The sequence below is a fragment of the Pseudoalteromonas sp. SM9913 genome (assembly GCF_000184065.1).
Taxonomy (GTDB): Bacteria; Pseudomonadota; Gammaproteobacteria; order Enterobacterales; family Alteromonadaceae; genus Pseudoalteromonas; species Pseudoalteromonas tetraodonis.
In genome coordinates this window covers 24744-46829 of the sequence record NC_014800.1, presented here as the reverse complement: position 1 = coordinate 46829, position 22086 = coordinate 24744, and the positions used below count along the sequence as shown (strand labels likewise).

Genomic DNA, 22086 nt, shown 5'->3' with positions numbered 1-22086 from the left:
TGATGAGGAGTCTTTTGTGATTATAAATGTAAGAGTTAATGGCCGTTCTGTTGTCTCCGACTTAGAAGCTTACTACTCAAAATCAAATAAGTTGCTACTTCCCATAAGCGGCCTGAAATCGACCATGGGAATTAGCTTAAACGTGTCACAAAATACACTGTCTGCTAACGTTGACTCAAGTGAGCAGGTGCTGAATGCTGAGCTTTCCTCAACTTTAGCCCCCTCAGAAAATGTTTCATTGTGGGCTGTCGATGACTACGACCACTATGTTGATTTATCTGTTATAAATACACTTTTAAATACCGACTCGCGCTTTGATTACTCACTGATGCAGGTTTCATTTTCTAGTAACTTGCTTACTTATAATAACAACCAAGTAACGAGTGGTATTACAAAAAAAATTAAGTCCAAAGCACTGCAATACGACCACTTTATAGACGACCAATACCAAGCGCTAACCTACCCCGTGTCTGAATATTCGCTATCAGCAAGCTATAAATCGTCTAATAATCGTTATAAGGGACTACTCAGGCTTAATAGCTACTTTGACTTATTTCATCATCGAGCTGAACTACGATTCAACAAAAACGAAAACACCGCTAATACCTTTTTAAAAATAACTAAAGACTTTAACTTAAGTGAACAAGATCACTCACTGGCACGCATTCACTACCAATTGGGAGATATTCAATCTCAGTCAGATCAGCTTATTACTAGCTCAAACCAAGGCCGGGGATTTTATATTTCAAATGCTAACCCGCATTCGGCACAAAATTTTTCAACTATCACCATTGAAGAACCGGCACTACCTGGCTGGCAAGCAGAGCTGCATCGAAATGGCCAATTTATTGCCACGACTCAAGCTAACGACGAAAATTTGGTTCGATTTACCGATGTTGAAACTTTTTACGGCAACAATATCTTTGAAATTAAACTTTTTGGCTCACAGGGTGAGCAAATTACACGCACTCAAAAATATACAATAGGGCAAGACGCACTATCGCCCGGAAAAATAAGCTATCAGGTGGAGTTTTTAGAAACAGATAAAAGCTTTTTTAATCAATCCAGTAACTCCTCAACGGCGATGAGTAATGCCTTTAAAAGTAATCTCTCTTATGGCATTAGTGAGTTTATTACTTATGACGCTCAAATTACTCATTTGCAAACTGAACAAAATAACAGCAGCTACCTATCATCTGGGCTAAACACACTTACAGATCACGGCAGTTACCGTTTTTTAGCCACAAAACAACTCGATGCTGGCTATGCTTATTTTGCCGGTTTTAGAGGCCTACTTTCTAATAAACTTTATAACGATATTAATGTTAATGTTGAATACAGTGCCCTTAATAACTTTTCTAGCGCTTTATTTGTAGCACAAGAGAACTCACTCAAAAATAGGCTCTCACTGAGCCTCAATGGCCGCACTGATTTTTTTAACTCCCTTAACTGGAATATGAGGTGGAACAATGAAGTACGTAAAAATACTAACACTAAAAATCGGTTCTCATTAGGCATCAATAAAAGTTATGTCGCAGGAACATGGTCAAGCCAACTATTTTATGATGACGATACAAATAACCTCATAAACCGGCTTTATTCTTCAATAGATATTGCCTCTTGGAAATGGACCAACACCTTAGATTGGCAGGCTAATAATGGCGCAGAACTCACTCGTTTGAGAAGTAGTTTACGCTGGCCACAAACACAAAGCACCTTTAATCAAACCCAGCTGACGTATCAGTCTAACTCTGCGGCAAGTACGCTTTTAAATCATCAATATACTTACCGCCATGAGATATTTAATATACAAGTATCAGGGCAAGTTGATAATCAAGGAGATTGGCGCTTATCTTTAGGTTTAAATGGCACATTTAGTTTTGATCATTTAGAAGCAGACTTTAACTTTGACACTCCTCGCTCATTAAATTCCGGGCAAATAGAAGTTAGTTCGTTCATAGATTGGAATGAAAATGAAATCTTTGACCAAGGCGATGAGCCAATTCAAGACGTTAATTTTACTGGCAACTACCTATGGCGAGATAAATACACCAATAATGACGGAAAGGTCTTGCTACCAAGCAGTTACGGTGGCCAGGTTTTAGATGTTAATTTACGCTCGTTGTCTAATCCTTACTTGCAGCCCTCTTTAGGAAAAATTAAAACATTGGCTCATAGAGGCGGACAAACCAAAGTAAATATTCCTTTAGTGGTCTACAACGAGGTTGAGGGGACTATTTATCTATCGAGCAATGAAAAGAGTAAACCTATCGCAGGACTCACGGTTGTACTTAAAGAAAAAGACGGCGAAAAGCATTATTCAACGGTCACTGAATATGATGGTTATTATTATTTCCCCAATGTTTCTCAAGGAAATTATATGCTTGAAATAGAAAAAAATGAGCAACTCTCAGAAAACATAACTATAAAAAATCTTCCTGAGCAGGTCATCACTGAAAAAAGCGGCGATACCATAATATTGCAAGATATTATTGTATACACAAATAACGCTGATACCTTAACTGAACAAGCTACAATAGCGGCTGAATCAAACCAACAAACACCTTATTTTGTGCAATTAGGCGTATTCAAAAAGTTTCAATCGGCACTTACTGTTGCGAATAAAATTGATAAAGCAGCCTATGCTTTGCAGTTATATAAGCATGAACGTCGTGATAGCTATTACCTCGTTGCAGGCCCATATAACAATGCAGCTAAAGCACAACAAACCATTAATGATGTTTATTCAATACCAGCGCTTCATGGTAGCTTTATGGTTGATGCAAGGCGATATGCCTCACCACAGTGGCGAAAAATAGGGGAGTGGAGCGATATGCAAACCAAAAATACTGAGACTTATTTTTGCCAGTATGGCGCATATACCTCTAAAAAATCCGTTAACAAAAAACTGCTAAGGGAAAACCCATCACTGTTCATAGCAGAACGAGCAATAAAAGGTAAAGCCCACTATTTGATGCTGTCAGGACCTCATAATGCAAAGCAAACAGCGTGTGATACGCAAGTGATTAAACAAATAAAAGGGCTCACCACCGCGATAAAGAAACCTTGGCACAGCATTTTTACTATAAATCAGTAGTAAAGTACTGCGCCTGTGTTTTGCCATCACTGTTTAAATGCGACTCACATTTTATTTCACAACGCGCTCCCGCAGATTCAGCAACCCAAATCGATTGCGCGCTCTTTTTGATATAACACGCAGAATACAGAGCATCTTCTTTTTGCGCAGCAACAACAAAGCAACGCTGAAAATCACCCAAAGCTAATACTTTGATTGGATAAACTTGTTCTTGTGCAATTACACCAGCACTAAATGTTTGTGATGATTTAGCATAAACAGCATATGAAATAGCGAGCATACACACCAAAAACATTAAAATAGATATTTGTTTCATATAATTAAAGCGAATTAAAAAGCAATATAGTAAGTGTAGAATAAATTAGTTTTTATGTGTTTATTTAACAAATATTAGACTGTAAATAGCAATGACCGCTTGATTCACCACAAGTCAATGTACTGATGATATAATACATTTTTTGCAAAAAGAGCGGGGCACTATGTTAACTATTTCAAATACCGTAACCATAGATGAATGGGAAGTAGAGCTCAGCGCTATTCGCTCACAAGGTGCAGGCGGGCAAAATGTTAATAAAGTAGCCAGTGCTATACATTTACGCTTTGATATTAATCGCTCTAAATTACCTGACTTTTATAAAGAACGATTACTTGCTTTAAAAGATTCAAGGATCACCAAAGAAGGGGTATTGATAATTAAAGCCCAGAGCCACCGCACTCAAGAGCTCAACAGGGAAGATGCACTAAAACGGCTAAAAGATTTAATTTTAAGCGCCACTAAGGTTAATAAAGCACGCCGTGCCACCAAACCTAGCCGTAACTCACAGCGTAAACGCATGGACAAAAAAACCAAACACGGCCAAACCAAAGCCCTACGCGGTAATATCAAGCTATAACTTAAGTAACCTGTACTGTGGTTAAGTATATAAAAAGGCTGCGGATGCAGCCTTTAATTTAATCATAAGTATGGTGGCGGGTGACGCTAAATCGGTTGAGGATTCGATGCACTACATACACTGCACTTAAGCTTACTGTTACTGCAACAGCCACCGAGCTAAATCGATACATGGCGCTGTATATTAAATCTTGCCCTGGGCCTAACGACTGACCAAATAAAATCCCAAACGTGGTTAATACCCCAAACCCAACCCCCGGTGGACCACCACCTAAAATATGAAAACGACTAAATATAAAAGATAAAATCCATAATATAGCCACCGGAAAAAGCAAAACGTCGGTATGGTTATACAAAAACAACTGCGCAACTAAAGCAGCATTACAGCCTATCAGTGTACCAATAATACGTTGCCAACTTGCGGTGCCCGCAGCCTTAAAACACAACGAAAACAAAATTAAAATAGACGCCGCTTGCGCCGAAATTGAATCTTGTAAGTCAAGTACCTGAAAAACCACGAATGATAAAGTCGCAACGCTAGCGCATAGCAACACCTCGTGACGAATACTTTCTTTATCCTTGTGTGGCACAGCCCGCATGGGCCGCGCTGTCACATCAGGAAACAAACCATGCATCAAGAGCGCAATAATAATAGTAATAAAAATAGCCATACCATTACTTAAAATAAGCGGGTAAATGCTGCTTCCTTGATCAACATGGCTGGCAAAGTGCAACTGAATCGATAAACTCACCGCCCCCAAAGCACCAAATAAAAATGCGCCACCAGAGCTCATTAAGTAAAACAATATACAAAAGCTGGCAAAAATAATGAGCGTCATTAACACCGGCAAGTGTGAAAATAAGCCCTGTAAAATAAGCACTATAAACGCACTGTAGGCAGCACTGGCAACAAATTGACGGATCACGCCTTTGTTAATACTTGGCACTAAACCGAGTAATAACATAGGGTAAACTGTAAAAAATATTCCATTGGGCCAATTCATTAACTTGCACAAAGTAAAACCAATAGTGCAGCCGCCAGCAATCCGTAGCGCTTGGCGTAAACCATTTGAATCGAGTTGTGGCGCTTGGCTAACATGTTGTGTCATTACTCGCCCCACTAATAAATGTAATGTAACCAACTAATAAAGCGGATCTGTACTGATCCCAACCATTGACCTATAGCCGATTGTGGAAGTAACTGCACAGTGGCACGCGCACCACTGGGCATATTATTTATAAGCTGAGTGTTATTTGGCAGCACTAAATGAATACGTTGACGCTGCGCGTCACGAACCCAGCGGTTGCTGGTTTCGGTGGTGCTAAGTAATCCATTCGCACTAAGTTGCCCGTCACTAACACCTGCTTCGAAGGTTTCAATTTTAGCGTCGAATACTTCACCTGGTCGGCTATCAAATACCACTTTTGCTAAACTGCCTGGCTGCATATTTGATAGTGACTTTTCACGAAAATCAGCCACTAAATCGGCTTTTTTTGCCACAATAGCAAGTAATGGCTTACCCGCAACAGCATAGGACCCCTCAAGTAACTGTAAATTAGCCACTACACCATCACTTAAAGCACGCACTTGCGTATAGGATAAGTTAAGCTCGGCTTGCGCTAACTGATTGGCCGCATGGCGCAGCGCTAAATTATTTTGCCCCGAGTCGCCTCGCGCCAGAACAGCTTCAGCAAGCTGTGCTTCAAAGGCGGCTAAATTAGATTGGCTGGCTGCAAAATTTGCACGAATGCTTTCAAGCTCTTGTTCCGAAATAGAGTTTTGTTTATAAAGCGTTTCGCCACGCTTTTTTAATAGCTGCTGCTCATGCAATTTAGCGTTAGCTGCACTTATTTGTGCCTCAAGCGCTTTTACATTGGTATCAAGGCGTTTATTTTGTAGTTTGGCATCGTCAAGGGCAAGCTGTGCTTGCTCAAGTGCTAGTTGGTAAGTATTTTTATCTATCTCAAATAATACATCACCCGCTTTAACCGCTTGGTTATTACTGACCAATACATCGGTAACACGGCCATTTATTTGCGGTGATATTTGCACAACCGGATGATAAACCCGTGCCTGTGGCGTAACCGGCAACCACACATCGGCAACAATATAATAAAAAAAGACAACAATAAAACCAACAAGCGAAACTTTAACGTAGCGGGCAAATTTTTGATCAGGTGTCATACTTATTTATCTCCAGATAAGCTTGCAATACAACGCCGCGCGTTTTCTTCCATTTGCACTAAACTGTGCGCCATACCATCAAGTTGCTCAGTACTTAAACCGGCATATAAACGCTGTTTAATATCGCTTGTTAGCTCTTTTAAATGTTCTAATAACTTTATACCCTCATCGGTAAAGTACAATTTTTTACTGCGTTTATCGTGTTCATCAACTTGTCGAATAACCAGATTTTGCTGCTCTAATTGCTTAATTGTGCGCGTTAATGAGGGCATTTCAATACCTAAACTGGTCGCCAACGCTTGCTGTGTTGCCCCTAAAGGTAAATGATGTAAGTGAATCATTGCCGTCCAGCGCGACTGAGTTAAACCTAGCGGCTCAACCGCCAGTGTCACCGCTTCTCGACATAAGCGGTGCACTCGACCCATATTGCCGCATAAAGTTAAATCGAGTGTTTCATGAAAAGGAATAGTGCTACTCATAGGAACTCTTACTTGTGAATATCAGCAAATTTTAGCATTAGTTAGCAGGCTAAGTAAATAATTGGCATTTTAACTTCACGTAAATAAGTATTATTTAGATAAATAGTGTACGGCAAGCTTATCTAAGAAAGTATAAAGCTTATTGTTCATTTCGTTATAGTCGTGACTTAAGAGCTTTTCGGGCTGTTCAACAAAGCGGTAATTATGGGCATTGGTTAAATCATCGTTGGCAATGAGGAGGGTAACCACCTCGGTGGTCAATTCCATGTGGCATTGAAAACCAAATACTAAATCGCTATAAGCGACTATTTGCCTTGGACAACCTTCGCTATAGGCAATAATACTGGCCGTAGCAGTCAGCCCAGGCATATCGTTATGCCAATGCCCCACATTAAACTCACTGCCAAAATGGCTAAATAACGGATGATTCAAGCCTGCATCGGTGAGGGTAATTGCAAACTTACCAATTTCCTTTTCTGGACTAGGTTGATAAGTCGCGCCTAACGCTTCACCAATTAATTGCGACCCCAAACAAACGCCTAACACCACTTTGTTTGCCGTGATCGCACTGGCAATAAAGGCTTGTTCTTTTTTGCTATCAAAATAAGGGCATTCTGCAAGCGATGTAGCGGGCGATTGTGGCCCACCCATTACGATTAAAAAATCGATATCATCGGTATGCTGAGGTAAGGGTTCAGCTAAATAAATACGGGTATAAGACAACGTATGGCCATTCATTTTAGCCCAAGCTTCATAAGCGCCTGGCGCTTCAAAATGTTCATGAATAATAAAGTGAATGTGCATTGCCGTTTCCTTAAAATATTATCTTTTTAATAATACCCTAGGGTCACCGGATATAAGTGACCATGTGATATCAGCCGCTAAAAGTTAAGTAAATTAGCGGGAGAGTATTGATCAGTCAGCACCTTAGTATCACTTGGCCAGTCCTTACCATCTTTAGTGAAAAACATACGTTGGCTAATTGCCTCTATATCGACATCATAAGGGGCAAGTAACGGAGCTAGTTGCTTAACCCGCAGTGCTATTTGTTGCTCTGTAGGGGTTTTGTTATAACCGGCTAAAATAATACGGTTACTATTATTATTGGCTGTTACATTAATAAAATCGCCAAATACCGCATGATAGGTTGCCGACTCATGCTCATAGAGTTTACTTGATGAAAACGTGTTAGCAGCCACAATTCCGCCTTCGGCTAATACGCTTTTTATCTCTTCAAAAAACTCTTTTGTGAGTAAGTGCTCAGGAATGTAATCGCCATTAAACGCATCTAAAATAATCCAATCAAATTGCTGACTTTTAAGCGCCGCACGTTTAATAAAAATACGCCCATCTTGTACTTTAGTAGTTACGTTATCGGTTTCTATAAAGTTAAAATAATCGCGCGCCACTTTAATTACCGAAGGATCTATTTCAACATTTTCAATGTGTGCCTTTGGGTATAGCTCATGAATCATATTAGAAAGCGTACCGCCACCTAAACCAATAATGAGCACATTTTTAGGGTTATCAATCAGTAATAAACTAGAAAAAGCCAACTTAGTATAATTAAATACCAGTTTTTTAGGGTCGCTAATGTACATGCAACTTTGGCTGCTTTGTCGGGTTTTTTCATCAAACTTTAAACAGCGTAAATCGCCAGTTTCTTCAACGAGTAAATTTCGATATAAAGAGCGCTCTTTATGCACCACATTACTCATACTATGAGCTGAAAATAGCAGCGCCATTATACTAATAAACAATAATTTAAGCTTGTGCATAAACGACCTCTCGCACTTTAAGTTTATCAAAGCTAATAGCAATTAGCCCAAGCGTGCCTAACACACCAGCAAAACCTAAAATAATGGTGTTAACATCAAACGCCAGTACCATATAAAAAGAGGTAATAATGGTGCCCAGCGCACTGCCTAAGGTACTTACAAAATAAAGGCCGCCAGCCACTTGGCCGCTGCGCTCACTATTGGTAACCAGCAAACGTACAGAGTAGGGCGAGATCATGCCTAAAATAATGGTGGGTATAAAAAATAACGCGGTTGAGGCGAGTAACGAGCCGTAGCGGCTGTCTTCAATATGCGAAAAAATAAATGCCATAATTGGCTCAGCAAACAAAGCAATGGGCACCACCATAATACTGGCAACTAAAAAGATTAACCCATATTTGGTCAACGAAGGATGACGAATAGACAGCTTCCCTCCCAGTAAATACCCGAATGATAAGCTAAGCATAAATACCGTAATAATACTGCCCCAGATATGTACGCTACTGCCAAAGTAAGGCGCTAAAATGCGCCCACCTAACAGCTCTATTCCCATAATACTAAAGCCACTGCTAAAGGCTAAAAAGTAAATTAATGCATTTGTTTTTGTTAACATTATATTGTTCTTATTGTGTTATTTTTATCCATCTTAACGTGATAGCTGTATAGCCGCTAGTGTAAAAATTAGACGCACACATAGAGCGCAAAAAAACATTTTGTTATAAAGTAACACATGCTATAGTTTTAGTTATAATATAACGTTACCAAAAAGCATTTTATGAAGTACTCATTAATTTACTTAGCCTGCTTAAGTGCAAGCGCACAAAGCATTGCCCAAAGCCAACCAATAGAGAAAATTGCGGTTACATATAAACAAGCTTACCGAGGCGATATTCCTCAAAAGCAAATGCCACAATCAATCGAAACCCTCGATAACGCGGTACTTGATCAAAAAGGAATAACTCAATTACAAGATGCGCTGGATTTTTCTGCCAGTATTTCACGTAAAAATAACAGTGGCGCATTGTGGGATAGCTTTTCGATTCGTGGATTATCGGGTAACGAAAACATGCCATCGGGTTACTTAATTAATGGTTTTAGCGGTGGACGTGGATTCAGCGGCCCTCGTGATGTATCAAACATTGAGTACATTGAAGTATTAAAAGGCCCAGGTTCTGCACTATACGGGCGCTCAGAGCCCGGCGGTACAGTAAATATCGTGACCAAAAAACCTCAATTTGAGCAACAGGGTGAGCTAAAGCTTAGCTTAGGTAGTGATAACTTTAATCGCGTTGAAGGTGACTATACAAACGGCATTAACGATAACACAGCATTTAGAATAAATGGCGCATGGCAAGATAGCGACAGCTACCGCGATGAGGTGTACACCCATAAAAAGGTGGTTACGCCATCTATTTATCATCAAATAAACGCTTCAACCAGTATCACTTATGAATTTGAATACGTTGATTTAGCCCAGCTATTTGACCGTGGTGTTGTTGTACTTAATGATAATTTTAATACTGTTCCTAGCTCACGCTATTTAGGCAATCCAAACGATGGTGACACGCAAGTATATTCTCGTGGTCACCAAGTAACTTTAAATCACGATATAAACAATGAATGGTCACTCGTTGTAGGCGCAAACTACCGCAGCTCTACACTAACTGGGTTTTCGTCTGATGCTGAACTTGCACCCTCGCGCCAATCATTATTCGATGATGGCCGCACACTTACCCGCCAACAGCGCTACCGCGATTATGAAGTTGATGATACCAGCCTTAAATTTGAGCTAAGTGGGCATTTTGATACCGCAGGTATTACCCATCACTTATTAATAGGAGCCGACGCATACAAATACGACTTACGAACTGGACTTTATCGTTATCGGGGCGGTAATGGCACTTACACAGTTGATATTTATCAGCCGAATTATAACGTTGCTCGTCCTGAAGTAGGTTTGCTCTACGAAAACAACGAACAACAAGATGCTTATGGTATATACGTTCAAGATCAAATGGATCTGACTGATAAAATTAAGCTATTAGTTGGCCTTAGATTCGATAGCGTAGATCAAGACATTTTAGAAACCAAAAGTGGTGTGCTATCAAGCAGTTCACAAAGTCAGGTAAGTCCACGAGTAGGCTTAGTATATGAACTAAACAACGCTGTAACCTTATACAGCAGCTACTCCGAAGGCTTTTTACCATTAAGTGGTACAGATGCAAATGGCGACCCATTTGGCTTTGAATACAGTGACTCATTTGAAGTAGGCGCTAAATTTAGCTACCAAGGCATAACGGGAACCCTAGCATTATTTGATGCCACTAAAAGTAATATGTTAGTAGCCGACCCTGTAAACGTTGGTTTTTCAGCGCCTATTGGTAAAGCAAATAGTAAAGGTGTTGAACTCGATTTAAGTACTTACATTACTGATGATACAAAGTTTAATTTATCTTACGCTTATATAGATGCCAGTACGGCAAACGACATAATAAATGCTGATTGGGGCGTGCCAATAAAAAAAGGCAGCCCATTAGTCAATGTGCCTAAAAATAACTTAAACCTAACGCTTAGCCATCAAACAGCCTTGCTTGGTAAAGAGCTTGAGCTAGGGGCTAGTTATCAGTACACCAGTGAACGATTAGGCGATGCCGCCGATTTAACATTTAACTTACCGAGTTATCAACTAGTTGGTATTTTTGGGCAGGTAAACTTAACCGAGCGCACCAAGTTAAATATCAGTGTTAACAATATTTTTGATGAAGAATATGCTCAAAGTAGCTACAACGCATTATGGGTTTACCCCGGTGCGCCTACTCAATTTAAGATGTCATTGGCCTATCAATTCTAACAATTTCATAGTCCCGATTAGCTATTTTAACGTCTAGTTATTTATAGTTTTTCATCCAAAGCGTCTTAATGTAGTGGTTAAGGCGCTTTTTTATTTTTTTGTATAATACATAGCCGCTGTTAACCCCCTTTACAGTCACTTTCATATCATAAAATAGCTGTCTGCATTATGACATTTTAGGTACGCTGTATTATAAAACATGTTATAAATATCACACTAAAATACAGCGACTCCGGTTAGATTTAAAGGACAAAAATAAATGGATACAAGCAGCAATAATAGCTCGTTAATTATTTTTCTTATTTCTGCATGTTTATTGTTACCATTCCTAGAAAGCATGCACGGGGGAGCGCTATGGGGGTTAAATTGGCACTCACCACGGCTTATGGATACATTAAGCCATAATCTACTTTATATAAAATTAGTGTTGGTAATTACGGGTTTAATACTGCTTTTCACCAAACCTAAAAAAATTAAAAGCATAATTAAAAATAAAATAGCCCAGTGGTTGTTCTATATCATTCTTACATTAGTCGGTGTAATACAAATTCCTTTTTTGTGTTTAGGGATTTTAGTCAATGGTTCTTCATTATCAACGCCTGATTATATTCACAAACAAAACACGTTTACTGATCGTACTATTTATATTTATACCGCAGACCCTGGGGCAATGGGGAAAGCCTATCATTATGCGTATTTAAATTGCCCGCTAGCATTTGGCCGTTATGAGCTAAAGCGAATTGCTAAACTCAATTGGATGCGCGAATACACGTTTTACATTGAAAAGAATAATCTGATAGTAATTGATAAAAATTCTGATGGTTTAACGCATACTTTTGATATGAGTGATGTAACCTGTTCGAGCTGATACCTCCTTTTTATAATTAGCTTAGATTACAACTTTCAATTAAGTCTCCATAATTGCCCTTAATGCTAATAAAAATTTCGACTTAAAGGCTGAGTTATTAGCACTAACTCATTTAGATTATGTATTTTTTTTAGGCACAAAAAGCCGCAGTATTTATTACTGCGGCCTTTGTTTTATTTAAGCTAAGTTAGATATATACCAATTACAATTTAATAAGCGCCTGCGCTGTATATAAGCTCATAACTGTGGCTGTAAATCTCAAGGATGTTACCAAACGGGTCTTCCATGTAGATCATGCGGTACGGCTTTTCGCCAGGGTAATAGTAACGTGGCTCTGGCATACGTTTTTTACCACCTGCAGCAACAATACGATCCGCTAAGCCTTCTACATCTGGGTCTTGTACACAGAAATGGAAGATACCGGTTTTCCAGTATTCAAAGTTGTCTTTAGGGTTTTCTTGGTCTTTAAATTCAAAAATTTCTACACCAATACGATCGCCTGTTGAAAGGTGCGCTATTTTAAATTTTTCCCAATTTGGACCAAATACATCGGTACACATTTCGCCAATTGGGCTGTTATCTTCAGTGATCACGGTAGGCTCCATTATGGTGTACCAGCCCATCACCTTAGTGTAAAACTCTACGGCTTTTTCAACATCGGGAACTGAAATACCAATGTGCGAAAAACTACGTGGATATGTATGACTCATAATAAATACTCCTACTTAACTATGTTTAGTTGATGGAGTTAGTTTACGAACTGACCAACATTAAGTAAAATTATCATTAATCATCATTTTGAGTATATTTTGTAATGATAAATCCTACATGGCTAAATACATTTTGTACTTTAGTTGAGGTAAACCATTTTACCCAAACTGCCGAGCGCCTTTATATGACCCAGTCAGGCGTAAGCCAACATATAAAAAAGTTAGAGCAGCAAGTAGATTGCGCCTTGCTTGAGCGCCACGGTAAACAATTTACGCTTACCGTTCAGGGTCAAAATTTATATCAGCAGGGTAGTCAGTTACTCAAAGAATGGCAGTTTTTAGAGCAGCAATTAAAAGATGATTCACCTTACAGCGGTTTAGTTAAAATACAGTCGCCAGGCAGTTGCGGGCTGCAGTTTTACAATCAACTATTAGCACTGCAAGTAGAGCACAAGGAGCTAATTATAGATTACCGCTTTGCTCCAAATACCAGTGTTGAACAAGCAGTGGCAAACCATAGTGCCGATATTGGCTTTTTAACTCAAGCACCTACTCTAAGCGAGGTAACCAGCCATAAAATAGGCCAAGAGCCTTTACTATTGGTAACACCGGCCGCAATAAAAAGCCCAACATGGAGCGCATTAAATGAACTGGGCTTTATTAGCCACCCCGATGCAAAACATCATGCACAGCTTTTATTAAGTGAAAACTACAGTGAGTTTGAACATGTTGATCAAATTAAGCAAACGGGGTTTTCTAACCAAATAAGTTTAATACTGGAGCCGGTAAGTTTAGGATTGGGTTTTACGGTTTTACCCGCACACGCAGTAAGTGCTTTTAATAAACCTGCGCTTATTAAAACGCATCATTTAACCAAACCAATTAGCGAAAATATTTATGTGTGCCATCACCGAAATAGGCCGTTAGCAAAGCGTATGCATAGCGTTATTAACGCGATAAAAGCAGGCTAGGGCACCCAAATCAGCGCCCGTAAAGCCCCTTTACAGCTTAAGCTGTACGTTTAGTTTTTTGCGTAATGTTTGTGAGACTTTGTTTGCTTTTTAAATAAACCTTATGCACAGCAAAAGTCAGTAAAGTCATCAGTACCATCATACAAAGTGTGGGCCACAGGCTGAGGGTATGATAACCAAGCGCCCCCATAAACCAGCAAATAAGTACCCATTGAATAACATAGAGCGCGGTTACATGTTTACTGGCATATAAAAGAGCACGTGTAATAGGGCCATTATATTTATCAGCAAAAATATACTGTATAGCCGCTAGGGCACATAAATTTAAGCCAACTAAATAGCTAATACCGCCGCCATTTAAATGGAAAAAGTTGCCAAACTGCCCTTTAAAATCAATGGCTAACCATATGCCGCCAATTACAAGTAAAGCAGCACCAAGTTGTGCACATACTTTATATAAGTAATCGGCATTTTGTTGGTTACTAAGATATAAACGGCCAAGTACATACCCCGTTAATATCGCACTTACCCAAGGAAATACCGGAAAATACACCTGATAGTTACTAGCAAAAAACAAATCGCTAATATAAGGTGAAAGCGTAAATTGCTGCCCCCTCACAAACTGGCTCATAACTGCAATTGCAATGGCTAAAACCGCAATCCATATTGTTTTCCAACGGGCAATATTAAGCACACCAAACAGCAATAAGCTAACTCCAGCCAGTTGTAAAATATCACCTGTTAACACCATAAATTGTAACTGCCCAGCACTGAGCGGACTTTGCCAGCCATAAGCATTTATAAACGCCTCAGGCATGGTATTAAATACTTCAATAGGTAGCCAAAACTTGGCCGCATTCATTAAATAGGCAAGCAGTAAAAGCTGTATGCCACGCTTAATTAACAGCAAGGGTGTTTGCCTGCGCGAAAGTGCCATAGACAGTCCCATTGCCACTAAAAACGAGGCAGTGCCTTTGCCAAGTATATGCACAACCGTACCAAATGCGCTTTCACTTTGAAGCGCTGTGGTGGCATACATCCATAAAGTATGCACAATAATCATAATGAAAACGCTCGCACCACGCGCAAGATCAATCGTTTTAAGACGTTGGTTCATTGGTTTTAATGTCCTTTTTAGGGCAGGTTTGGCATTTGCTGTAACCTGCTAAATAATAGCGGCAACAGGTTAAACGCTGAGGGTTTTCAGTAAATAGCGCATCAAGATTAAAGTGTTCACAAATAAGGGTGTGCAGCTGACGATGGCAATTATTGATATGTAAAGTGGTAGCAAGGGCTAAGCTATGAGCTCGCTCAGTAGCGCTACTTAACGAATCGAGTAATAACCGTGCTTGTTCTTTTTTACCCAGCGCATAGTCGGTATTTACCCATTCACCAACTTGGCTTATAAAATGAGTAAACGCTTGGATTTGCTCAGTTTTACTTACTAACACGCCATTATTCAGGTTAAACCCACGACAATAAGCGCCATTTAGCGCTAACGGCATGTTAATGGGGTCAGCCGTACTTTGCTTGCAAGCAAACCAATAGCAATAAGCGTAAATAGCTTGCCAACAAAGCTGCAAATACAAATGCCGACTAATAAATTGCTTAGGCGCAGTCGGGTACTGCGCCTTACAACGAACTGTTAAAGCGCGCACTAATAATAAGCTCGGTTTAAAAGTTCGTTGTACGGGTTGATGGCAATATAAAAACTGCGCAAGGGTAATCGGTTTAGCCATACAGCTTTGCCGATACGGGGTTGTTTAAGTTACCAGCAAACTGCAAACTACCTGCCGGATCCGTTAAATCAACCATTTGCTCATTATTACCCAGCTGTAAGCGGTTTAAACAAGAGTGAGCAAACTCATCACTAAAAAAGTCATACTCTTTAAATCGCTCATTTAAAGCAGGGTTAGCATGTTGATATGCTTTAACACTTTGCGTAACACACTGCCAAAAGTCATGCTCTGTAATACGCTCTTCTCGCACTAAAATTGCCACTAAGTATCTAAAGAAGCAGTCAAATACATCGGTAAATATACTTAACAGCTCAAGCTCTTTAGGCATAGAAAAATGAATACGTTCAACCCCTGCAGGCAATACTTCAGTGCTATTAAGTAAGGCAACCTCTTCACCTATGTCTTTCATATATGCGCCCACTGGCACCGAATTTTTAAGCTTTAAAATGAGGTTTTCACCGTGGGGCATAAACACTAATTTATGCGCGTAAAAGCAATGTACTAGCGGAATTAAATAGGCATTAAAGTACTCATGTAACCACTGCTGCGTGCTCAAACCACTTTGCGCTATCCATTCGCCCACTAAACTTTGGCCATTATTATCTAAGTGTAATAACGCTGCCATAGTGGTCAGTTGTTCATCACTATTTAAATTATGATTTGGGTTTTCTCGCCATAAACAGGCAAACATTTTACGATAGGGTGTATCCCCAAGGGCGTGTTGCTCAAACGTATGATGGGCATAACCTAAGGTGGCGTATTCTCTAAGCGCTGTAAAATTAGCGCCTGCGAGTTGTTGATCTTGGCTAACCTTTTCAAATACCCAATCGTTAATGGCAGGAGTCACCGCCATGTAAGCACGCGATAGGCCACGCATAAATCCCATATTTAAAATCGACAACGCCACTTTTAAATACGGCTTATGCGGGTGCGAGCAATTATATAAGGTCCGAATTGATTGTTGCGCTTGATATAAATCGTCACCTTCACCTAAATACACTAATCGCTGATTTGCCAACTCATTTGCAAATACCACACTCAATTTGTGTTGGTACTGCCAAGGGTGAGCAGGAATGAGTAAGTAATCATCGGGGTTAAGGTTTTGAGCTTTTAGCGCTTTGTTAAACGCATCTCGAGTGGTTAAATCTAGTTCATCACTTATATGGCTTGGGTAGTCGGCAAAGTATTCACTATGGGCAAAGTCGCATACCGCTTTATGCGCTGCTAACCACAGTACTTTAAACGGTTTGCCTACTTCTGGCGCATAACGTAAAAAGTCAGCTTTACTAAAACCAATGCGGCCATTATTAGCAACAAAGGCAGGATGACCTTCACTCATTGCAGCTTCTATTTTTTGCAGCCCTAAATTAGCTAACTGCGCCGCTGTTAACGTGTTATTTTCACGTTTAAAGCACGCACTGGCTAAAGTAGCATTTAGCTCTTCAATGTAGGTGGCAAGGCGCTTACCCGTTAAACCTAGCGCAGGCCCTTGCATACTAAAAAAGTGCAACACATCTAGCGGCTGCAGCTCTTCGTTAAGGTTGTAAAAGCATAGGCTTGGCTCGTCTATATCAATATGGTTTAGTGCCATAGCACGGCCATTAAAAATAAAGTAACCGCCTTCAACATTCACTTTAAAGCCTCGCTTTGTTGTCTCTGCGGCCAATAAACGCTCGTGCACTAGCTCGGTGAGTGCTTTAGCTTGTAAATGCCGATTTGCCCATTGCCAATGTGGCTGTATCACGTAATCAGTTTGCAAAGGCGCTAACGAATCAGTAAATAGTTGGCTGTGCCTATCAAAGGCTGCTTTATTACAAAAGCCTAAATAAGCGGCTTTTTCGCCCAGTTGAATTTGCTGGGTATGCACAAACCCCAAACGTTTATTTAACGTATGAATTTTACTATTAGCAATGTCGGGCTCAACCACAACACGGGCGGCACTGTTTTGAGCAAAAATACTTTGCAGCACGCACTGCATCATTTCAAAACTAAAATGGCGCTTAGGTGCCGTGTTAGGCGCTAATAAAATATGCATACCCACATCATTAGGTTCAACCTCGTACGCCGCTTTCATTAAGCTTTCGTGCTCAGGGCTATAAAGCTCAACTAAAGCCAATAGGTTATTATTTTGCTCGATCACGTATGCCTGATGATGAGGCGTATCAATAATAGCTTGATACACTTTAGTTATTTGTTGCTCGGTTTGCTGCTGCATCCCCCAAAAGTGCGCATACGGTTGCTTAAGCCAATCGCATATTGTTGGCATATCTGTTTGTTGTAATAACCGCATCGTCACTTTGCCGGTATGCTGTAGGGTGGTTACAAAAGATGAAAAATACATAAAAACTCCAATAAATCTTAAAAACTAAGACGCTGAACGCGCAGCTCGAGCAACAGCCTTAAACCGCCAAAGCAAAATAAAGGCAAGGCTTGCAAAGCCAATGGCAGCAAAGTAAAACACAACCGTAGTTGAAAGATGCTCTACGCTCATACCCACTAGTAACGACGCTAAAATAACCCCGACATTTTGAGCAATGTGCACTTTGGCAAAGTCGCTGCCGTAATGTGCAGGCTCACTTTTAGCAAATAGCATTACCTCTAGTAGTACCATCACTTGAAATAGCGCAAAGCCATATAAAACACGTGATAAAATCACTAACCCCACCGACGCCTGCGCTTGTAAATAAAGCCCAAGTGCCCCCAAAATAAGTGCACATAACAAAGTGCTCGTGCGGCTTAATGTTGGCAGTGGTAAATGCTGTCTATAATGGTTAAAAACCAGCATAACAAGCGCAGCAAAGGCAGGAATGGCGTATACAACAGCGCTTTGCAACGTGCTGCTTTGTGCGTTTAATGCTTGCCAATGAGTAGTAAAGAAGGGGCGAATTAAAAACGCGCTAAAATAAACCACCACACTTAAAAAGCAAAATTGCCAAATAAAATAGGGAATACGTTCTCGCGGTTTTTCAGTCGCTATTGCTTGCTGATAAATACCTGTTTTTAATGAATACATTAAGTAGGCGCATAATAAAACCTGAACTAGGTCACCGGCACTACTGAGTAATAACGCATAGCGTGGCTCTGCTAAACTAAAGAAGTAACCACCAATTAAAGCACCACCAATCGCACCAAAGTGCATCAATACAGAAAACAAACCAATAATAGATAAATGCTTAGTTTGTTGCTCTAATCGCAGTGCAAATGGGTATATAAGTAGGTAGCTTGCCTTTAGCACCAACATAAGTTGGTAGTAAATCCAAAACTCCCACACATTGGTCGCAAAGTAGCAAAGCAGGCCAAAACCAGCGGCTACTACTTGGGTTACTAACCACAAAGCCAACTCATTGTATTTTTTAGCGACCTTAGCCCATAGTGGTAAAGCCAGCATTACAGTAATACAACAGTTAGCCACAAAGAGGCCGATTAACGTGGCGTTACTAATAGCAAATTCACTAGCAAAAAATTGCGGATAAAACGGTAGCAACAAGGTATCGCATACCACCGAAATAACCGTCAGCAAAATTAGCGCTAAACGAAGACTCATGCGGCGCTACTCTGCTGTTGTGCTGATAGGGTTACATCACTTAAATCAAAGTTTTGAAAAGCAATTTTTTGCTCAACCTGATAAGGCGAATAACCTAAAATTTCACGTAAAATAATACTATTACGGTAGCAAGCCATACCTAAATCTGGAGTTACAAAACCATGAGTATGCTGCTCGGCATTTTGTACAAAAATACGTTTTTGTTCGCTATCTACCGCATATTCACGACTCACTAAATAACGACCTTGCTCATCTTGGGGTAATTGGTGGGCAATATTATTTAAAAAAGCAGGGCGCTGATATTTAAAGCCCGTGGCGCAAATTAAAAAGTCGGTTTCTATTGAAAAGGGCTGCTCAAGCTCCTGATGATAAAACTCAGTCAGTAAACGCTTACCTACTTTTTGAGTGATTGTTAGCTTGCTGTTAGTTTTAAATGTAGTAGAAATTGGCCCATCAAGGCTTTGCGCGTAGAGGGTGTCGAAAATGTCGTTAATTAAATCGCCGTTAATGCCTTTAAATAGATTTTTTTGGTTTTGATTGAGCCAATCTCGCTGCTCAGTTTTTAAATTATAAAAGTAATCAACATACTCAGGAGAGGTCATTTCAAGGGTGAGCTTAGTATACTCAAGCGGAAAATAGCGCGGTGAGCGTGCTATCCAATCTAACTGCAAGCCTTGCGGTACTGCTTGTTGCAATAAGGTGTGGTAAATTTCTGCTGCACTTTGCCCAGCCCCTACCACAGTAACCCGTTTAGCTGCCTTTAATTCATCAAGCCGATGACAAAAATCGCTACTGTGCATTACGTTATTTGAGTTACTTTGCACAGCGCAATCAGGAATATACGGTGCAGGCCCTGTGCCCAAAACAATATGGCGAGTCACATAATGTTGCGTACCATTGGGGGTGTTACAGCTAACGGTATAACACTCACTTTGCGCGCAAAACTCAACTTGAGTGACTGTTTGTTCAAAGTTAACATTTGAAAGCTGCGAGCAAACCCATTGGCAATATAAGTTGTATTCACGGCGCAATAAAAAAAAGCTTTCGCGAATATAAAACGGGTATAAACGATTATTTAATTTGGCATAATTTAAAAAGCTATACTGGCTGGTTGGATCTGCCATGGTTACTAAATCCGACATAAACGGAGTTTGTAATGTAACGCCCTCAAGCATCATTCCTGGGTGCCAGTCAAATTCACTACGTTGTTCTAAAAACAGGCTTTTTACATCTTCAAGCGGTTCACTTAAACACGCTAAAGATAAGTTAAATGGGCCAAGGCCAATAGCGATAAAATCGTAAGGTTGATTATCCATTATGCAATTTCCCTATATGTTTGCCATGCAATGTGGCTAATTTGCTCAATAACAGCGCGTACATCAGATAATTGGCACTGCGCATTAAGCAATGTAAATTTAAGGTAATGACGACCATTTATTTTTGTACGGGCAACCATGGCTTCACCGGTTTGTAAAAACGTTTGTCGTACATGCAGGTTTAAAGAGTCGAGTAAATCAAGGTCATGTTTTAAGTCATCAGGGGCAAATCTAAATACCAAGGCACTAAGCTCGGGGTAGTTAACTACTTCAAAGTCGGGATGGTCGTTAAGTACAATATGCGTTTGGCGCGCAAGGCCAATAACTTTATCGAACGCGCGGCCAAGCGGTGCTTCTCCAGTGGTGCGCAGTGTTAGCCATAACTTTAAGGCATCAAAACGGCGAGTGGTTTGCAGGCTTTTATCAACCAAATTAGGCGTGCCATTTCCCGCCTCTGCTAATGGGTTTAAATAATCGGCATACAAAGTAATGTGGCTAAAATGACGTTTGTCGCTTAATAAAAAGGCACTACAACTAACCGGTTGCATAAATGATTTGTGATAATCAATCGTTATTGAATCAACCAACTCAATGCCATTAAGCGCATTGCGGTGGTGCTCGCTTACCAACAAACCGCCACCATAAGCGCCATCTACGTGGCACCATAGCTGCTCTTCTTTAGCCAGCATGGCAATATTATGGATTGGATCGATTGAGCCAAAATCAGTTGTGCCTGCGGTAATAACTACTGCAATGGGTAAATCACCTTGCGCTTTGCTTGTTGCTATGGCGGTTTTAAGTGCCTGCATATCCATTTGCATTTTGCTGTTTGTAGCCACTGGCACCACGGCGTTGTAACCTAAGCCCAGTAACGCCGCTGCTTTTTGAATACTAAAGTGCGCCACCTCAGAGCAGTAAATTTTAAAGCGCGAGGCAACAGCTGGTAAGCCCTGAAGTTTTACCTGATGTTCTGGCGCATAGCGGCTAACAGCCACTTCACGAGCAACTAACATTGCCATTAAGTTTGATTGTGTGCCACCACTAGTAAATACTCCATCGGCAGTGCTTGGCAATGCTGCTTTTTGGCATGTCCAATCAATCAGCTTTTGCTCAATTAACGTCGCGCCTGCACTTTGATCCCACGTATCTACCGAGGTATTAATAGCGGCAATAATGTGTTCGGCCACCACAGCAGGATAGGTTACAGGGCAGTTTAAATGAGCCATATAACGCGGATGATGAAAATACACAGCATGATCTAAATACACGCCTTTTAGCTCTTCAAGCACCGCCGGAAAGTCAGCCAATGGCTGTGATAAATCAACATCGTTTACGACTTCTGCTAACGCATTTACCGACACACCTGAAAATGGCTTTTGGGCTTTAGCCATCGCTTGCTGAACTGCCGACAACCCTTGCAATGACGCTATCTGATAATTAATGAACTGCTCTAAATTGAATTGTGGGGGCAAGCCGCTTTGTTCAAATACAGCCTGTTTTTCAATGGTATTAATATTTAACACTTGAGATTGAGACACATCAACATTCCTTGAGTACACTTTTTAGGTGTAAGGATCTTAATGATAATGATTCCCATTTACAATAATGAAAAAAGGTTAGATAGCAACTTTTTTTTAATTAGAGCTAATAAGCTTG

Annotated in this window: 19 protein-coding genes; 5 read left to right on the top strand and 14 right to left on the bottom strand. The window is 40.3% G+C overall.

Annotated elements, in window-relative coordinates; genetic code table 11:
- Positions 1 to 16: 16 nt before the first annotated feature.
- The gene (locus PSM_RS15500) at positions 17 to 3097 is read left to right on the top strand and encodes an SdrD B-like domain-containing protein (protein ID WP_236613545.1); all 3081 of its coding nucleotides are present in this window, start codon (positions 17 to 19) and stop codon (positions 3095 to 3097) included.
- Here the strand turns inward: PSM_RS15500 and PSM_RS15495 are convergent.
- Positions 3084 to 3413, bottom strand: a complete 330-nt coding sequence (locus tag PSM_RS15495; RefSeq protein WP_013462804.1) for a hypothetical protein — start codon at positions 3411 to 3413, stop codon at positions 3084 to 3086. The genes PSM_RS15500 and PSM_RS15495 overlap by 14 nt on opposite strands.
- A gap of 163 nt (positions 3414 to 3576) precedes the next feature.
- Here PSM_RS15495 and arfB point away from each other — a divergent pair, with 163 nt between their 5' ends.
- On the top strand, positions 3577 to 3990 hold the full coding sequence (gene arfB, locus PSM_RS15490; protein ID WP_013462803.1) for an alternative ribosome rescue aminoacyl-tRNA hydrolase ArfB: 414 nt from the start codon (positions 3577 to 3579) through the stop codon (positions 3988 to 3990).
- Positions 3991 to 4048: 58 nt separating this feature from the next.
- Here the strand turns inward: arfB and PSM_RS15485 are convergent, their stop codons facing one another.
- The 6 genes from PSM_RS15485 to PSM_RS15460 form a co-directional block, all read right to left on the bottom strand.
- Positions 4049 to 5098, bottom strand: a complete 1050-nt coding sequence (locus tag PSM_RS15485; RefSeq protein WP_013462802.1) for a DUF2955 domain-containing protein — start codon at positions 5096 to 5098, stop codon at positions 4049 to 4051.
- An 11-nt stretch (positions 5099 to 5109) separates the two neighbouring features.
- On the bottom strand, positions 5110 to 6174 hold the full coding sequence (locus PSM_RS15480) for an HlyD family secretion protein (protein WP_013462801.1): 1065 nt from the start codon (positions 6172 to 6174) through the stop codon (positions 5110 to 5112).
- A 2-nt stretch (positions 6175 to 6176) separates the two neighbouring features.
- Positions 6177 to 6653, bottom strand: coding sequence for a MarR family winged helix-turn-helix transcriptional regulator (locus tag PSM_RS15475; protein WP_008110790.1), 477 nt, complete (start codon positions 6651 to 6653; stop codon positions 6177 to 6179).
- 90 nt (positions 6654 to 6743) lie between these two features.
- Positions 6744 to 7457 (bottom strand): type 1 glutamine amidotransferase, encoded by a 714-nt coding sequence (locus tag PSM_RS15470; protein ID WP_013462800.1) that lies wholly within the window; start codon positions 7455 to 7457, stop codon positions 6744 to 6746.
- Positions 7458 to 7534: 77 nt separating this feature from the next.
- Complete coding sequence (locus PSM_RS15465) at positions 7535 to 8431, bottom strand: spermidine synthase (RefSeq protein WP_016899977.1); 897 nt, start codon at positions 8429 to 8431, stop codon at positions 7535 to 7537.
- A complete protein-coding gene (locus PSM_RS15460; protein ID WP_013462798.1) occupies positions 8418 to 9044 on the bottom strand; it encodes a fused MFS/spermidine synthase in 627 nt (208 codons plus the stop codon). Before PSM_RS15460 ends, PSM_RS15465 begins: the two co-directional genes overlap by 14 nt.
- A gap of 162 nt (positions 9045 to 9206) precedes the next feature.
- Between PSM_RS15460 and PSM_RS15455 the strand changes: the two genes are divergently transcribed.
- Positions 9207 to 11282, top strand: a complete 2076-nt coding sequence (locus PSM_RS15455) for a TonB-dependent siderophore receptor (RefSeq protein ID WP_013462797.1) — start codon at positions 9207 to 9209, stop codon at positions 11280 to 11282.
- A gap of 259 nt (positions 11283 to 11541) precedes the next feature.
- The gene (locus PSM_RS15450; protein ID WP_013462796.1) at positions 11542 to 12150 is read left to right on the top strand and encodes a hypothetical protein; all 609 of its coding nucleotides are present in this window, start codon (positions 11542 to 11544) and stop codon (positions 12148 to 12150) included.
- A 209-nt stretch (positions 12151 to 12359) separates the two neighbouring features.
- On the opposite strand, the gene PSM_RS15445 is transcribed toward PSM_RS15450, so the two are convergent.
- Entirely contained in the window at positions 12360 to 12860 is a 501-nt protein-coding gene (locus PSM_RS15445; RefSeq protein WP_008130525.1) for a lactoylglutathione lyase family protein, read from the bottom strand.
- 104 nt (positions 12861 to 12964) lie between these two features.
- On the opposite strand from PSM_RS15445, the gene PSM_RS15440 reads away from it, so the two are divergent.
- Complete coding sequence (locus PSM_RS15440) at positions 12965 to 13831, top strand: LysR family transcriptional regulator (protein WP_013462795.1); 867 nt, start codon at positions 12965 to 12967, stop codon at positions 13829 to 13831.
- 37 nt (positions 13832 to 13868) lie between these two features.
- Here PSM_RS15440 and PSM_RS15435 read toward each other — a convergent pair whose 3' ends face one another.
- Genes PSM_RS15435 through PSM_RS15410 form a run of 6 tightly spaced genes read right to left on the bottom strand, consistent with a single transcriptional unit; the run spans position 13869 to position 21968 of the window.
- Complete coding sequence (locus PSM_RS15435) at positions 13869 to 14948, bottom strand: heparan-alpha-glucosaminide N-acetyltransferase domain-containing protein (RefSeq protein WP_013462794.1); 1080 nt, start codon at positions 14946 to 14948, stop codon at positions 13869 to 13871.
- Entirely contained in the window at positions 14932 to 15570 is a 639-nt protein-coding gene (locus PSM_RS15430; RefSeq protein ID WP_013462793.1) for a hypothetical protein, read from the bottom strand. Before PSM_RS15430 ends, PSM_RS15435 begins: the two co-directional genes overlap by 17 nt.
- Complete coding sequence (locus tag PSM_RS15425) at positions 15563 to 17911, bottom strand: GNAT family N-acetyltransferase (RefSeq protein ID WP_013462792.1); 2349 nt, start codon at positions 17909 to 17911, stop codon at positions 15563 to 15565. The genes PSM_RS15430 and PSM_RS15425 overlap by 8 nt, the downstream gene beginning before the upstream one ends.
- Before the next feature lie 24 nt (positions 17912 to 17935).
- Positions 17936 to 19114, bottom strand: coding sequence for an MFS transporter (locus PSM_RS15420; RefSeq protein ID WP_013462791.1), 1179 nt, complete (start codon positions 19112 to 19114; stop codon positions 17936 to 17938).
- Positions 19111 to 20430 carry a lysine N(6)-hydroxylase/L-ornithine N(5)-oxygenase family protein gene (locus tag PSM_RS15415; RefSeq protein WP_013462790.1) on the bottom strand — a complete coding sequence of 440 codons (1320 nt, stop codon included), beginning with the start codon at positions 20428 to 20430 and terminating at the stop codon, positions 19111 to 19113. The genes PSM_RS15420 and PSM_RS15415 overlap by 4 nt, the downstream gene beginning before the upstream one ends.
- Entirely contained in the window at positions 20430 to 21968 is a 1539-nt protein-coding gene (locus tag PSM_RS15410; protein ID WP_013462789.1) for a pyridoxal phosphate-dependent decarboxylase family protein, read from the bottom strand. Before PSM_RS15410 ends, PSM_RS15415 begins: the two co-directional genes overlap by 1 nt.
- Between the last annotated feature and the right edge of the window lie 118 nt (positions 21969 to 22086).

Bases quoted from the DNA above. Each gene is read 5' to 3' on its own strand.
- arfB (WP_013462803.1), top strand. From the start codon at position 3,577: ATGTTAACTATTTCAAATACCGTAACCATAGATGAATGGGAAGTAGAG.
- PSM_RS15450 (WP_013462796.1), top strand. From the start codon at position 11,542: ATGGATACAAGCAGCAATAATAGCTCGTTAATTATTTTTCTTATTTCT.
- PSM_RS15465 (WP_016899977.1), bottom strand. From the start codon at position 8,431: ATGCACAAGCTTAAATTATTGTTTATTAGTATAATGGCGCTGCTATTT.
- PSM_RS15445 (WP_008130525.1), bottom strand. From the start codon at position 12,860: ATGAGTCATACATATCCACGTAGTTTTTCGCACATTGGTATTTCAGTT.
- PSM_RS15430 (WP_013462793.1), bottom strand. From the start codon at position 15,570: ATGGCTAAACCGATTACCCTTGCGCAGTTTTTATATTGCCATCAACCC.
- PSM_RS15470 (WP_013462800.1), bottom strand. From the start codon at position 7,457: ATGCACATTCACTTTATTATTCATGAACATTTTGAAGCGCCAGGCGCT.
- PSM_RS15460 (WP_013462798.1), bottom strand. From the start codon at position 9,044: ATGTTAACAAAAACAAATGCATTAATTTACTTTTTAGCCTTTAGCAGT.
- PSM_RS15455 (WP_013462797.1), top strand. From the start codon at position 9,207: ATGAAGTACTCATTAATTTACTTAGCCTGCTTAAGTGCAAGCGCACAA.
- PSM_RS15480 (WP_013462801.1), bottom strand. From the start codon at position 6,174: ATGACACCTGATCAAAAATTTGCCCGCTACGTTAAAGTTTCGCTTGTT.
- PSM_RS15425 (WP_013462792.1), bottom strand. From the start codon at position 17,911: ATGTATTTTTCATCTTTTGTAACCACCCTACAGCATACCGGCAAAGTG.
- PSM_RS15440 (WP_013462795.1), top strand. From the start codon at position 12,965: ATGATAAATCCTACATGGCTAAATACATTTTGTACTTTAGTTGAGGTA.
- PSM_RS15485 (WP_013462802.1), bottom strand. From the start codon at position 5,098: ATGACACAACATGTTAGCCAAGCGCCACAACTCGATTCAAATGGTTTA.
- PSM_RS15495 (WP_013462804.1), bottom strand. From the start codon at position 3,413: ATGAAACAAATATCTATTTTAATGTTTTTGGTGTGTATGCTCGCTATT.
- PSM_RS15475 (WP_008110790.1), bottom strand. From the start codon at position 6,653: ATGAGTAGCACTATTCCTTTTCATGAAACACTCGATTTAACTTTATGC.
- PSM_RS15420 (WP_013462791.1), bottom strand. From the start codon at position 19,114: ATGAGTCTTCGTTTAGCGCTAATTTTGCTGACGGTTATTTCGGTGGTA.
- PSM_RS15435 (WP_013462794.1), bottom strand. From the start codon at position 14,948: ATGAACCAACGTCTTAAAACGATTGATCTTGCGCGTGGTGCGAGCGTT.
- PSM_RS15415 (WP_013462790.1), bottom strand. From the start codon at position 20,430: ATGGATAATCAACCTTACGATTTTATCGCTATTGGCCTTGGCCCATTT.